A 13,311-nucleotide genomic window follows, 5' to 3' on the forward strand; every position below is an offset into this window, starting at 1 on the left:
TACCCTGATAACGTTATCATATTCTCGCCATTTACGACAAACCTACAAAAGCGAAGAGATGCCAACAGTTCTTGATGTAGCCAAGCGTGCAGGTGTCGCACCGATCACGGTTTCTCGGGTGATCAATAACTCGGGCTATGTCAGCCAAGCTACTCGGGAGCGTGTCGAAGCAGCGGTCAAGGAGTTGGGATATGTTCCCAACACGCTGGCTCGCGGACTCCGCTCGAAACAGACGAAGACTCTGGCGCTGGTCGTCACGGATATCACCAACCCATACTTTACTTTGATGGCCAGAGGGGTTGAGGACGCGGCGGGGATCTCCGACTATACGGTCGTTTATTGCAATACGGATGAATCTGAAGCAAAGGAAGAAAAATATGCCAATCTATTGGCCCAGCGGCAGGTAGACGGCGTGCTATTGGTTCCTTCGTGTGGGAATGTAAAGACGATCAAGTTCTTGCTCTCGAACGACATCAACGTTGTGGCGCTCGATCGCCGCGTTTCGGGCGTCAAAATCGATTGTGTACGCTCTGACTCGGAAAATGGCGCCTGTCGATTGATCGAGTTGCTCATCGGACTGGGGCACAAACGGATCGCTACAATTACCGGACCCAAAGATGTTTCAACTTCAGTCGACCGTGTAGCTGGCTATCGGCGAGCATTGGTCGAATCGAGCTTGGCGGAATACGAGCAAGTTCATTATGGGATGTTCAACCAGGAGAGTGGCTACAAATTCACCAGGCAGGTGATGATGCATTCGCCAAAGCCGACGGCCATATTTGGTGCCAACAACTATATTGCGATTGGGATTATTAAAGCTTTGCGTGATCTCGAGTTCGATGTGCCTGGCGACGTCTCTGTTGTCGCATTTGATGATTTTCCCGAATCGATGCTCCTGGCGCCTTTTTTAACCATTGCTTATCAGCCAGCCTACGAGATGGGGCAAATGGCGACTGAAATGTTGCTGAAACGTATTTCAGGTGAAATTACTGGAGAATGTCAAAACTTGGTATTGCCTACCGAAATCATCGAACGCGAATCGGCTGGCCCAATCTGGAATAGAAGCAGGTGACACTGGGAAGCGTATATTTTTATCTCGTTGTGGTAACGTTACCACATTGCTCTTCGATCTCGTAATCTGGGAAGAGGCTAGGTGTTGATGGCGCAACAAAGCAGCGACAATTCCATCCCGGGGATTCCATTTTTACACTGCCGGCCCTTGTCAGTATTGAACGGTCAGCTTTCGTGTCGTTGGTGGAGTGATTCATTTCCTTGTCGGCAAGAGAGTTTTGTAGCTCGAAACTCAAGGAGATTGCGATGAAACCCAAAACAGAAGCCACGCCCATTGTGGAAATGCGGCATATCAAGAAGAGCTTCGCTGCCGTCCGGGCGCTGCGCGGCGTAGATCTGACACTGCACGAGAATGAGGTGTTGGGGTTGGTGGGCGACAACGCCGCGGGTAAATCCACATTGATGAAAGTTCTCAGTGGCGCCTACATCCCTGACGGTGGAGAAATCTTCATCGAAGGTAAGAAAGTGCATTTTAACAATCCGTTGGATGCGCGCCAAATGGGGATCGAGATGGTTTACCAGGATTTGGCCCTGGTCAACCACCTGAGTGTGGCAGCCAATGTTTTTCTTGGACGGGAAGAGATGTCCGTACAAATGGGTTTGTTTGGCGTGATCGACCAGCGTCATATAGAAGAAGAGACGCAGCGCCTGCTCGATCGTCTCAAGATTGACATCTCCTCCGTACGCTTGGGTGTGGAACGACTTTCAGGTGGCCAGCGTCAAGCTGTGGCCATTGCCCGGGCGACGGCGTTCAACGCCAAGGTCATCATCATGGATGAGCCTACGGCGGCTTTGAGTGTGGCGGCTATTGACAAGGTGCTCGATCTGGTGCGGGAGCTCAAGACGCAGGGTTGTTCGATCATCATCATCAGCCACCGCCTGGAGGACATATATCGGGTGAGTGAGCGAATGGTGGTGCTGCGTCACGGGCGCAAAGTCTGCGATTATCCCGTCTCTGGTGACATTCATGATTTCCGCGAGCGGGTGGTCGCTTACATCGTTGGCGCCCGAAATGATTTTCCCGAGGCAGAAGTTGATTGATGCGCGTGAAGGAAAGGGTGCTTTCATGATCTCCTCAAACGCGCTGGAGACGTTTGGCATGATGTATTGCTCTGCGGTTCTTCTCACGGGAGATCTAACGACGGTTCGCGGCCGTGTTGAAACGACGCCGATTGAAGTACTCAATCCTGCCACCGGACCGGCCTCGTTAGTGAGAGTCGGCGTAGCGGCGACTGATAAAGGGCCAAACAAAAGGAAAGAGCAGCCATGAGCGAGATATTAACGGAACAAATTAGCAGGGATGATGCAGTTCGCGCCGGGGAGGCAGCCGTGAATCGCGGCTTGGCTGTGGACAGGTTCATTCGCTTATTTGCAGTTGCTGTGTTGTTTACTATCTTCTCAATAACGGCCAGGAACTTCTTTACCGTCCGAAGCATTCTCACGCTTGCCTTGCAAACCAGCACGATCACCCTCATGGGTATCGGTGTGACCTTCACGATCATCACGGGCGGTATCGATCTCTCTATCGGATCGATCGTTGCCCTGTCCGGCACCATCGCCGTGATGGTTGCCCTTGAAGGAGTCCCCATCTGGCTCAGCATGATCGTCGGGCTGCTTGTCGGAGTCGTGAGCGGTCTCATCAACGGACTGATGATCACCAAAATGAAGCTGCCTCCGTTCATCGCAACGCTCGGCATGATGATGGTTGCCAGAGGGGTTGCGCTTACGATTACGAATGCAAATGCAAAGCCGGCGCCTGAAGGGTTCGGTGAGTTGGGCAACGGCACCATTCTGGGGACCGGACCGGAATTCCCGGGTCTATCCTACCCGCTGTTGATCATGATCGCAGTGGCGTTCGTCTTTCATTTCATTCTCGCGAAAACGCGGCTCGGAAGGTACACCTACGCCGTGGGGTCGAACGAAGAGGCGGCACGGCTCGCCGGGATCAAGATCCATCAGGTTAAAATCATCAATTACATTTTCTGCGGCCTGCTTACGGCATTGGTCGGCATCATCCTCGCCTCCCGCATGATCACATCCCAACCCAACAGCGCAATTGGCTACGAGATGAACGCCATTGCTGCCGCCGTCATCGGCGGCACAAGCCTCATGGGTGGCGTAGGCACAGTAGCAGGGACGGTGATCGGTTCTTTCATCATCGGCATATTAACCGTGGGACTCACGATGCAGGGTGCAAATTATTTCATGCAGCAGATCGTTATCGGGCTCGTGGTTATCGGCGCAGTAACAGTCGACCGACTCAGAAACCGAAAGTGAGAGACGAAGGATCGCGATATCGGACTCCCCACTTTGTTCATGTCTCGAGAGGAGGTGCTCGCTTCATACTGATGAAAATTCGGCAACGCTACTACGATCCGTTCTATGAACCGACTATTTCGAAGGAGAAGAGATAATATGAATAAGAAACTGTTCGCTCTAACAAGCCTTCTCATGGTCATTTCTCTCGCCTTGGCAAGCTGCGGCGCTCCGGCGACTGCGGAAGTCATCGAGAGAGAAGTTGAGGTGACGAAGATCGTCGAAGTAACCTCCGCCCCCGCTGCAGTGGTAGAAGAGGGTGGGGAGATTGCGGTCATCGTCAAGACGGGCAACTCCAGCTTCTGGCAGAATGTGCAGACTGGGGCAATGGACGCCCAGAACGAGCTTCAGGATAAGACTCCCAAGCTCTCGGTCACCTTCCTTGGAGCCCAGTCAGAGAGCAACATCAACGAGCAGATCAACATCGTCGAGAGCGCAATCGATCGCGGCGTGAAGGCGATCGTGCTTGCGCCCTCAGATACCCAGGCTCTCATCCCGGTGGTAGAGAAGGCAAAGGCTGCCGGCATTCCTGTGGTCATCATCGACTCGCTGCTCGAAGGCCCGGAAGATAACTACGTATCATTCCTTGCGACCGACAACTATGCAGCAGGAGAAGCTTGTGCCAAGAGGCTGATCGAGGAAGTAAAGGCCAACACGGGCGGCGATAGCGGCAATATTGCCGTTATGTCTTACGTTGCCGGCGTGGGCTCCGAGATTGGCCGCGTGGGTGGCTTCAAGGATTACATCGCGGCGAACTCGAATCTGGAGGTCGTCACGACTCAGTACTCCAACGCCGACATGCCCACCGCACTCGACCAGACGACGAATGTGCTGCAAGCAAACCCAGATCTGGTGGGTATCTTCGGCGCCAACGAGCCGACCGCCATTGGTATGGGCCGCGCGATCGAGCAAGCAGGCCTTGCAGGGACGATTGCCGCGATTGGCTTCGATGGCAATAGTGTCCTGGCAGAAATGGTCAGAAACGACACGCTGCAGGCCATTGCCGTTCAAAGCTCCTATAACATGGGCTACTTGGGCGTCATGACTGCCTATGCCGTTGCCTTTGAAGGCGAGACGGTTGACCACTATGTCGACACTGGCTTCATCATGGTCGACAAGGACAACATCGATTCTCAGGATGCTCAGAACGTGCTCTACTAGTTGCCAATTAGGTCTATCGTGGACGGTCTGTGCCTGAAAACACAGGCCGTCCATGCCTGGTTGGCAGGGCGGTCAAAGATGGTTGCATTTCAGTCGGCGACGAGAGAATAGTCTGGGTGGGAAGTCCAAGAACACAGGACGGCATGCCTTGACGATGGTAAGAATTGTTGCAACTTATGACGCTAACGGTTTCCTATTGCGCTATGGGCAATGATGTGAGGAAGATAGTGGCCTCGAGTCGAGTACGAACAAGTATAGTTCTACGTATCTGGTCCAACCGAAAGGGGCACGCTTCGCAGAGCAGTTAGCTTGGTTGAGTAAAGGAGAGGCTGGTTATGTTGATTGGAATATCCCCTTTGATTTCTCCTGATTTACTGGCAGTCTTGTACCGCATGGGACATGGGGATGAAATCGTGCTCGCCGATGCGCACTTTCCAGGTGAGACTTGTGGTCAACGTGTGTTGCGCGCAGATGGTTTGAAGATCGCGGATTTATTGGATGCAATCCTGCCCCTTTTTATTCTGGATACCTATGTCGAAAGCCCACTAATCATGATGGCGGTGGTTGCAGGCGATCAGGCAGATCCGGCCGTGGAGGTTTCATATCGGCTGATCATCGACAAATACTGGCCCAACACACCGCCTATTCAACGCATTGATCGTTTTGAGTTTTACGACAGGGCGAAACAAGCATTTGCCGTCCTCATGACCGGCGAGACGGCAAAATATGGCAACATCATTTTGAAGAAAGGAGTGACTCCCATTATTGATAATGAGGGAATATGGCCAATAGGTGATAGTCATAAGTAAGCTGTTTTAGAGGATAGGAACCAGCCGGGTATCCCCTTACAGATCATGGGTGGTCTGGCAGCGATGCGCCAGGCGCGTGGAAAGGAAGCGAAGTCGATTCCATGGCGATTGCACCTCACCCGCAGTTGCCAGCGTCGCGATCACAGATTAATTAAATGGAACACCGGAGGAATTGAGTAGGGGCCGGCGGCAGTGAGAAAGTTGTTGAAAATGGATGGTAATTTGACCAGGAAGGTTTCGAGAGTAATTGGAAGCAGACGCGCTGCCAACGCGAGACTTGTCGAAACAGCCACGTCTGGATATTGAAATGTAGTCCTGTTGTAGTAGTAGCACTTTACAAGGAGTCATGATGAACAAAACCAAAAACAAAACAGCGCTCGATGTTCTCGAGAAGGATGCTCTTATCGTCATAACCGGAGCCGGGGGGTTTATTGCCGGCGCGTTGACTCGCCATTTTCATGACCAGGGTTTTACGCGCATCCGGGCCATCGATCGAAAGCCGCTGCCGTACTGGTTTCAGAGGGTGCCCGGCGTGGAATGCCTCTCGATGGATTTGCGAGAAAAGCAAAATTGTATCCGCGCAGTGGAAGGCGCCGTCGAGGTTTTCAATCTGGCGGCGGACATGGGCGGGATGGGATTTATCGAGCATTTTCGCGTGGAATGTTTGCGCAGCATCCTGATCAATACGCATCTCCTGGAGGCGGCTTATCGCGCAGGGGTGAATCGCTATTTCTTTTCCTCTTCGGCATGCGCCTACAACACGCAGCTGCAGCAGGATCCACATGTGCGTGCACTAAAAGAATCCGATGCCTATCCGGCGATGGCGGAACGGGGCTATGGATGGGAAAAGTTGATGTCGGAGATGTTCTGCCAGGAATATACGGCGGAGCGCGGCTTGAATACCGCCATCGCCCGCTTCCACAATGTGTATGGGCCTTTCGGAACGTGGGACGGTGGGCGCGAGAAAGCGCCGGCCGCCATCTGCAGGAAGGTGATCGAGGCGAAGGAATCCGGGAAGAACGAGATCGTCATCTGGGGAGACGGGACGCAGACACGCAGTTTCATGTACATTGACGACTGTGTGGAGGGGATCGACATGATCATGCATTGCGACCGCCTGATCGCGACGCCGATCAATCTCGGCTCCAGCGAATTGCTCTCCATTAACGAGCTCGTAAGCCTGGCAGAGGAAATCGGCGGCGTCAAGCTGGAGCGCAAATATGACCTGGATGCGCCGCGCGGCGTGGCCGGACGTAATAGCGATAACACGTTTATAAAGGAAGTGTTAAACTGGGAACCCACCACGCCATTCCGTGAAGGTCTTCGTAAAACGTATGCCTGGATCGAGACGCAATTCCAAGACCGTAAAGCCGGCCGGCATACCGTCGAAGAAGTCTACTAGGCCCTTTACCTTCTTACATCAGGAAAGTCATATGACTACATCACGGACGAATGAGAACACTGATGTCATCGGTAAAATCCCCTATCGAATGGCTTTCGCGGGAGGCTGGATCGATCAACCTTTCGTTTCGCAATTCAACCCGGAACCACCGGGGTCGATGGTTGTAGTATCGATAGAACCTACTATTCGTTTCATGGATCGCTGTGGGATGGCGACCAGCACGCGCGAAGTGGCGAAGCGTCTGTGGAATGGTGTTATTCCCGATCGGGCTCCTGCGGAATTGGTGCGTGAGCTGTATGCCGAGGAAAATAAGGACAAGCCGGAGCCATCCGGTTCGCAGGATATGGCGGGTTTGCTTTATCCTGGGATCAGCCGGCTGGATTATGACTTCGCCTACGAGGGAGGTATTTTTCCCGTTCACGTGGAATCGAACAACGATCCTGTTGTTGCAAGCTGGCTGGAAGATGTACTCCATCTGATTCCGGTAGCCATGAGGTCGGCCCATTACAATCCGTTGGGTGTAAAGAATCTATCCCCCGAATGGATAGCCCGTTTGGGAAAGACCGGACGAGATTGCTTTGACGCGATCCTGGCACGCGATGTTATCGGGCTTGGCGCTTCGATGAATGAATGCATGCAATGCTGGGAGACCATTCTGCCGCATACCGTTACTCATCCTGAAATCACTGTTGATTTGAAATCTCTCTTGACACGCTACCAGACGCAATACGAGGGAGCGATGTATTCCGGATGCGGTGGCGGGTATCTGTACGTAGTATCGGAAGAGAACATCCCCGGAACCTTAAAAGTCAAGATTCGGATTACGCCTCGAGATGAGTGAAAAGACCGTCTTCGTTAGCGGCAGTTTTTTCGGCATGCAATCACCGGCTATCCGTTTTTTAGAGGAGGCAGCCAAGCTGGGGAGTGTCCACGTGCTGCTGTGGGTGGACGAACCCGACGAAGCTGTGCCCCGCGGATCGATGAAATTCACAGTAGAGGAGCGTCAATACCTACTGGCAAACAACCGTTATGTATCTTCCGTGACGATCGCGGAAGAAGACGAGGGACGGCTTGACCTTCCTCTGCAGAATGAGGTCCGGCCTGATATTTGGGCGGTGCGCGAGAAAGATGACCTGGAGCCTCGGCGTGCATTTTGCGATAGGCATGACATTCAATACAGCGTCATCAAGGACAGCGACTTGGCGGGATTTCCATATCTCCCAATACCACGCAAGCCTCCCGGGAGAAAGAAAGTTGTGGTCACCGGCTGCTTTGATTGGTTCCATTCCGGCCATGTTCGCTTTTTCGAGGAGGCGTCAGATTATGGAGATCTTTACGTGGTGGTCGGAAACGACAGCAATCTGCGTCTACTTAAAGGAAAGGAGCACCCTCTGTTTTCTCAGGAGGAGCGGCGCTACGTCGTGCAATCCGTTCGATTTGTCACGCAAGCCCTGATCTCCACCGGCGCGGGATGGATGGACGCCGAGCCGGAGATCGAACGCATCCAGCCGGATATCTACATCGTCAACGAGGATGGGGATCAACCTGAGAAAAGAGAGTTTTGCAGGCAGCATGGATTGGAATACGTGGTCCTCAAGCGGGAGCCGAAACCCGGCTTACCTCGGCGGAGCAGCACGAATCTGAGGGGTTTCTAATGAGCAGGCAGAACGCCGGTGTGTTTTATGCAGTCATTATGGCGGGGGGGAGTGGGACGCGGCTGTGGCCGATGAGCCGCCGCAACCGTCCGAAGCAATCGTTGAAGCTGTTTGGAGAGAGGACGCTTTTCCAGCAAGCGGTAGATCGCCTGCAGCCGTTGTTCTCTCCGGCTGAAATTTTGGTGGTTACCAAGTCGGACCTTGTCCCCTTGTTGCGGGATCAATCCCCCGAATTGCCTGCCGAAAATTTCATCGTGGAACCGGAAGGCCGCGGGACGGCACCGGCTTTGGGTCTGGCAGCCATTCACCTGCAAAGGCGCGACCCGGAGGCGATAATGGCCGTGATGACCGCAGACCACTTCATCGCCGATGCAGCACCCTTTCGTAAGTTGCTGGCGGGCGCGCAAATCGCCGCGAGGTCCGATTATTTGGTGACGTTTGGGATCATACCCACCTTCGCTTCCAGCGGATATGGTTACATCGAGAAAGGGGAAAGCCTCCCGCTTGAATCGGATCAGCCGGTTTTTCGAGTGCAGCGGTTCGTCGAAAAGCCGGACGTCGAAGATGCGGTTCGGATGGCGGCCAGTGGAAAATTCCTCTGGAACAGTGGGATGTTCACCTGGCGTGTGAAATGTTTGCTGGATGAATTACGTCGACAAATGCCGGATTTTTATACCCAACTTATGCAGGTCGAAGCCTCATTGCAAGATCCTGAGGAATATACGACAGTCATCGGGCGAGTTTGGCCGCAAGTTGCTGAACAAACCATCGACTATGGCGTCATGGAAGGGGCGCGAAATGTGGCGGTGATTCCCACCCAGATCGGCTGGATCGATGTCGGAAGCTGGTCGAGTCTTTTCGAGTTGATGCCTTGCGATTCGCTGGGAAATGTGCTTGTCGGGCCTCATGAAACCATCAATACGCGTAACACGTTGGTGATGGGCAATGAGCGTCTGATCGCGACAATCGGGGTGGAAAACCTGGTGATTGTCGACACGGAAGATGCGCTGCTTGTTTGTTCGAGGGACGACGTGCAGGACGTGCGCCTCATCGTCAAAAATCTGAAGAGGGCCGGGCAAATCTCTTGGATTTAGGAGGATAACCATGATTAAGCTGCGGGCAGCGTATGGCGGCGCGTACATTGCCTGGGTCGATAGGAGAGTGCCGCAGCGCATCAACCCCGTTGATCCGGTAGAATTACGCCACCGCAATTCGTCCCCGCTGACCTGGAAGAATTACACCGCTGCATGGAATCGGATATTTCTTTGTATAGCGTCGATACACCTTCGAAAAACCTCCAGTAAACTATCACGGCTCAGATCTTTGTGGAAGCCTTACTTGAATTCTAATTAGAATTGAAATTGACGAATGAACGTTATTCTGGCCGATGTATTGCCCATCCAGGCTGGTCAGGCAGTCATCCAATTGGCGGGCAGGATGATAGGTTTCGGTTAATCGAGCTAACAAGCTCATCCGCTTGAGAAGGAATTCCAAAATGTGGTACTTCCCTGAAAGGCGACCGGGAGGAAGCTGAATATGAGGATAAAGACTTTCTGGCAACGCATCTCGGCTACTTCCACCTCTGAGGAATTAGATGAATTCCGGCGCGGCATGGTTTTATCCATTGCCGTGGCAATGGGATTGGTTAGTTGGCCTTTTCTGTGGGCTTCCTTACATTACCATCAAATAGGCTATTTTTGGGTGTCCGCTATGCTGGCCGTGGGCGCCATGGCGGGAGCCAGGTTGCGCGCCGCTCACCTGCGGAGGGCGCTCGTTTGCATCATTCTGACCCTCATGGGCGCGATTGTCTCCCTGAAAATATTCTACCCGGACAGCCTGGCGCAATATTATTTTCCGCTTGTGGTGATTGTAGCCGGTCTGCTCGAATCGAATTTAAGCGTCTTTGTCGTAGCTACGATAGCCGCGATTACGGCCGCAAGCGTTGCCCGCCTGCATGGCGCCGGTTGGCTTGATTATTCCGAAAGCATCACGCCGAACATTCTTATCTATTTGACCGCATTCACCATATGGTTGAGTGCGCGCCAGCTTCTGACCGCATTGAATTGGATGCGCACGGCATACAAACAGGCACATCATCTCCTTGAACAGTTGCGCGACGAACGTGCGTCGCTGGCTCGAACGCTCAAACAGCTGGAAGAAGCATACCAGCGTATTGAAAAAATGAACTACGCGTTGATAGAAGCCCACAGCGCTGCCGAGGAGGCACGCCGGCTCAAGACAGAATTTGCTGCCAATATCAGCCACGAACTACGCACACCCTTGAACATCATTATTGGTTTCAGCGAAACGATGGCCAACGCACCGGAAACCTACGCCGGCGTCACTTGGTCTCCCACGCTGCGCGGCGATGTCGATCAAATCTACCAGAGCAGTCGCCACCTGTTATCGCTCATCGACGATATCCTCGACCTGACGGCGCTGGATATGCACCGATTGGGGATAACCATTGAGGAAACCGCGATCGAGACGGTCATTGAAGAAGCTGTGGCCGTGGTACAGGACATCTTCCATGTCAAGAATCTGTACCTGCAGGTCCAGGTTATGCCAGGTTTGCCGTTGTTGCGTATCGACGCCACACGTATTCGTCAAGTGTTGATTAACCTTTTGACCAACGCCAGCCGGTTTACGACCACCGGCGGTGTCACCATCACCGCTCAACTGACGGGGCACGCCGTACAAGTGGCGGTGGCCGATACCGGCATTGGAATAGCGCCGGAAGACGTCGATAAGGTCTTTGATGAATTTGGCCAGGTGGACAGTTCCATCCGCCGCAAACAGGAAGGTTCAGGTTTAGGTGTCCCTCTTAGCAAACGCCTGGTTGAACTGCATCACGGGCGGATGTGGCTGGAGAGTCAACCGGACCAGGGATCGACGTTTTATTTTACCCTGCCGACACTCGATCAAATGCAGCCGGTGCGGGAACAGAGAAAATTAGATAAAAGTCCGGCGGCCTTGCCGGGTCATAAAACTGTGTTGATGGTTGAACCTGACCCAATGCTGCTTAACATCGTGCGACGCCACTTGAACCAGTGCGAGGTAGTCAAAGTTGATCGTCCGACAGGCCTGACCGAGTTGACTGAGCAGTATCACCCCACCGCGCTCATTATCGATCACCAGGACGCAGCTGGCGACGTGCCAGACTTCTCCGTATCACCGGATTTACCCGTCATACTGGTTCGGCTGCCCAATCAAATGCATAATGCGCAAGCGCTGGGTATCCGAGAATTTCTGATCAAACCCATCACGCGAGAGCGATTGCTCGAGGCCATCGCCGAAATAGGACAACCAATGCGCAGTGTGCTCATTGTTGCTGAAGATCCGGCCTTGGTGGAATTGGTCAGCCGTATGCTGCAAGTTGGCGGCTCTTACCGCATCCTCAAGGCCTGGGACGAGACGGAGGCTTTGGCACTCCTGCGGCGCGAGAAGATTGACCTGGTGCTGTTGGATTGGCTGATGGCGGAAGTCACCAACCTGACGATGTTGCAGGAGATCCAGAGTCAACCCGAATTAGCCGACATCCCCGTGATCGTGCTTGGAAGCGAATACCCCGACACGCAGATGCCGGAAGGAGGCTTGGATTTACGGCTGGTCCGGTCTGAAAAAGCGTCGGTGGCGGAAATGGTCAAATATCTGGATATTCTGGTGGGGGCATTGCCTCTGCGGGGGCTCCCGGCTTTATCAGCTGTTCAACCTGTGCCAGCAACGTCAATCGTTCCACCGGTTTCTTGAGATAAGCGTGCGCTCCCAGCGACAAGGCCAGTTTGGGCTCCTTGAGCACCGAACAGATAATAATTGGCGTGGCGGCCGTGGCTGGGTTATCTTTCAAACTACGTAATACCTGCCAGCCATCCAGATTGGGCATCATTACATCGAGTATGATCACCGCGGGGCGGGTTTCGATTACGAGCTCCAGCACCTCTTCCCCGCCGTTGGCCATAATTACTTCGAAATGCCGGGGCGTCAGGTATCTTTCAAATAACTGCAGGATGGCCGGATTATCATCGATGACCAGCACGCGGGTCTGATCGGCCATCGGCAGGCGGATGTTTACCTTCCAATCCTTATTTTCCCCGCTTTCCACGGATAAAGATCCCCCTTGCCGCTGAATCAGCAGGCGTGGAGCTTCCCATGCGTCATCCGCGGGACGGGCAGCATCAGCCGATTTGCAAAGCAGCTGTATCTCGATGAATTTTTCTTGCTGGACGGCGGTCAGGGATATGGCGCTGCGAGTATGTTGTATGAGCAAGCGCATCGTCATGAGTAAAGCTTGCCGGGAGAGCGTCGTATCCACATAAACCAAGGCCAACGAATTCGGCAGATCAACGTGCACATCGGCCTGCCCTTCTTCCCGGGCAGCTTTAAGCAAGCTCAAAGTATCATTCACCAATGTATGTACGTCACAAGCTTGTCGGGAAAGTTCCCACTGTTTCAACTCGTTTTCCAGATCCGGTGCAGGTACGGCAGACGCCGATTCCGCCGGGGGCGCAGCTTCTGTCTCTAAGCCATGACGTGCCCACACAATTGAGGCCAGCGCTTCCAGTCCCTTTTGGATTTCACGCTGAAGTTGGCGCCGGCTCAGACTCAATTCGCTTTCAACTTGCCCTAAGACCATGCCCTGCACATACCGGTAGCGGAGAGCCAGGTAACTGCGCCATTCCGGCGAGCGGGAAGGTTTGCCCTGTGGCGGGCGGAGTGCTTCAATCGACTCCTTCAGCAGGCTCCTCAATTCTTGGGCGCGCGTCGAGCGGTGTGTTGTGGTTACACCGGCGATGTGAGTCAGTAACGGGTGTACTTCCAGATAGGCGGTGTCGTACAAGTGCTCCAGGGCGTCTCTGATCGAATGTTGGAATTCTGAGGATTTCATTAGCGTGGCGCT

At 53.5% G+C, this 13,311-nt stretch carries 11 protein-coding genes; 10 read left to right on the forward strand and 1 reads right to left on the reverse strand.

All coding sequences use genetic code 11. From position 1 onward, the window contains the following. The first annotated feature begins 58 nt into the window (after positions 1-58). The 10 genes from P8Z34_03080 to P8Z34_03125 all read left to right on the forward strand — a co-directional run bounded on the left by P8Z34_03080 (position 59) and on the right by P8Z34_03125 (position 12,164). A complete protein-coding gene (locus P8Z34_03080; protein ID MEJ2549648.1) occupies positions 59-1,072 on the forward strand; it encodes a LacI family DNA-binding transcriptional regulator in 1,014 nt (337 codons plus the stop codon). 245 nt (positions 1,073-1,317) lie between these two features. Next, positions 1,318-2,112, forward strand: coding sequence for an ATP-binding cassette domain-containing protein (locus P8Z34_03085; protein MEJ2549649.1), 795 nt, complete (start codon positions 1,318-1,320; stop codon positions 2,110-2,112). 225 nt (positions 2,113-2,337) lie between these two features. Then, complete coding sequence (locus P8Z34_03090) at positions 2,338-3,348, forward strand: ABC transporter permease (GenBank protein MEJ2549650.1); 1,011 nt, start codon at positions 2,338-2,340, stop codon at positions 3,346-3,348. Between the two features lie 138 nt (positions 3,349-3,486). Then, complete coding sequence (locus tag P8Z34_03095) at positions 3,487-4,548, forward strand: ABC transporter substrate-binding protein (GenBank protein ID MEJ2549651.1); 1,062 nt, start codon at positions 3,487-3,489, stop codon at positions 4,546-4,548. 335 nt (positions 4,549-4,883) lie between these two features. After that, positions 4,884-5,357, forward strand: a complete 474-nt coding sequence (fucU, locus tag P8Z34_03100) for an L-fucose mutarotase (GenBank protein ID MEJ2549652.1) — start codon at positions 4,884-4,886, stop codon at positions 5,355-5,357. A 349-nt stretch (positions 5,358-5,706) separates the two neighbouring features. Continuing rightward, positions 5,707-6,759 (forward strand): NAD-dependent epimerase/dehydratase family protein, encoded by a 1,053-nt coding sequence (locus P8Z34_03105; protein MEJ2549653.1) that lies wholly within the window; start codon positions 5,707-5,709, stop codon positions 6,757-6,759. Positions 6,760-6,967: 208 nt separating this feature from the next. Next, positions 6,968-7,600 (forward strand): hypothetical protein, encoded by a 633-nt coding sequence (locus P8Z34_03110; GenBank protein ID MEJ2549654.1) that lies wholly within the window; start codon positions 6,968-6,970, stop codon positions 7,598-7,600. After that, the gene (locus P8Z34_03115) at positions 7,593-8,414 is read left to right on the forward strand and encodes an adenylyltransferase/cytidyltransferase family protein (GenBank protein ID MEJ2549655.1); all 822 of its coding nucleotides are present in this window, start codon (positions 7,593-7,595) and stop codon (positions 8,412-8,414) included. The genes P8Z34_03110 and P8Z34_03115 overlap by 8 nt, the downstream gene beginning before the upstream one ends. Continuing rightward, positions 8,414-9,508, forward strand: coding sequence for a mannose-1-phosphate guanylyltransferase (locus P8Z34_03120; protein ID MEJ2549656.1), 1,095 nt, complete (start codon positions 8,414-8,416; stop codon positions 9,506-9,508). The genes P8Z34_03115 and P8Z34_03120 overlap by 1 nt, the downstream gene beginning before the upstream one ends. A gap of 442 nt (positions 9,509-9,950) precedes the next feature. After that, a complete protein-coding gene (locus tag P8Z34_03125) occupies positions 9,951-12,164 on the forward strand; it encodes an ATP-binding protein (GenBank protein ID MEJ2549657.1) in 2,214 nt (737 codons plus the stop codon). Here P8Z34_03125 and P8Z34_03130 read toward each other — a convergent pair. Then, entirely contained in the window at positions 12,058-13,299 is a 1,242-nt protein-coding gene (locus P8Z34_03130; protein ID MEJ2549658.1) for a response regulator, read from the reverse strand. The two genes, P8Z34_03125 and P8Z34_03130, sit on opposite strands and share 107 nt — an antisense overlap. Positions 13,300-13,311: the final 12 nt, after the last annotated feature.

The sequence above is a fragment of the Anaerolineales bacterium genome (assembly GCA_037382465.1).
Taxonomy (GTDB): domain Bacteria; phylum Chloroflexota; class Anaerolineae; order Anaerolineales; family E44-bin32; genus WVZH01.

Coding starts and splice junctions, on each gene's coding strand:
- P8Z34_03085 (MEJ2549649.1), top strand. CDS start 1,318: ATGAAACCCAAAACAGAAGCCACGCCCATTGTGGAAATGCGGCATATC.
- fucU (MEJ2549652.1), top strand. CDS start 4,884: ATGTTGATTGGAATATCCCCTTTGATTTCTCCTGATTTACTGGCAGTC.
- P8Z34_03095 (MEJ2549651.1), top strand. CDS start 3,487: ATGAATAAGAAACTGTTCGCTCTAACAAGCCTTCTCATGGTCATTTCT.
- P8Z34_03080 (MEJ2549648.1), top strand. CDS start 59: ATGCCAACAGTTCTTGATGTAGCCAAGCGTGCAGGTGTCGCACCGATC.
- P8Z34_03115 (MEJ2549655.1), top strand. CDS start 7,593: ATGAGTGAAAAGACCGTCTTCGTTAGCGGCAGTTTTTTCGGCATGCAA.
- P8Z34_03130 (MEJ2549658.1), bottom strand. CDS start 13,299: ATGAAATCCTCAGAATTCCAACATTCGATCAGAGACGCCCTGGAGCAC.
- P8Z34_03120 (MEJ2549656.1), top strand. CDS start 8,414: ATGAGCAGGCAGAACGCCGGTGTGTTTTATGCAGTCATTATGGCGGGG.
- P8Z34_03105 (MEJ2549653.1), top strand. CDS start 5,707: ATGAACAAAACCAAAAACAAAACAGCGCTCGATGTTCTCGAGAAGGAT.
- P8Z34_03110 (MEJ2549654.1), top strand. CDS start 6,968: ATGGCGACCAGCACGCGCGAAGTGGCGAAGCGTCTGTGGAATGGTGTT.
- P8Z34_03125 (MEJ2549657.1), top strand. CDS start 9,951: ATGAGGATAAAGACTTTCTGGCAACGCATCTCGGCTACTTCCACCTCT.
- P8Z34_03090 (MEJ2549650.1), top strand. CDS start 2,338: ATGAGCGAGATATTAACGGAACAAATTAGCAGGGATGATGCAGTTCGC.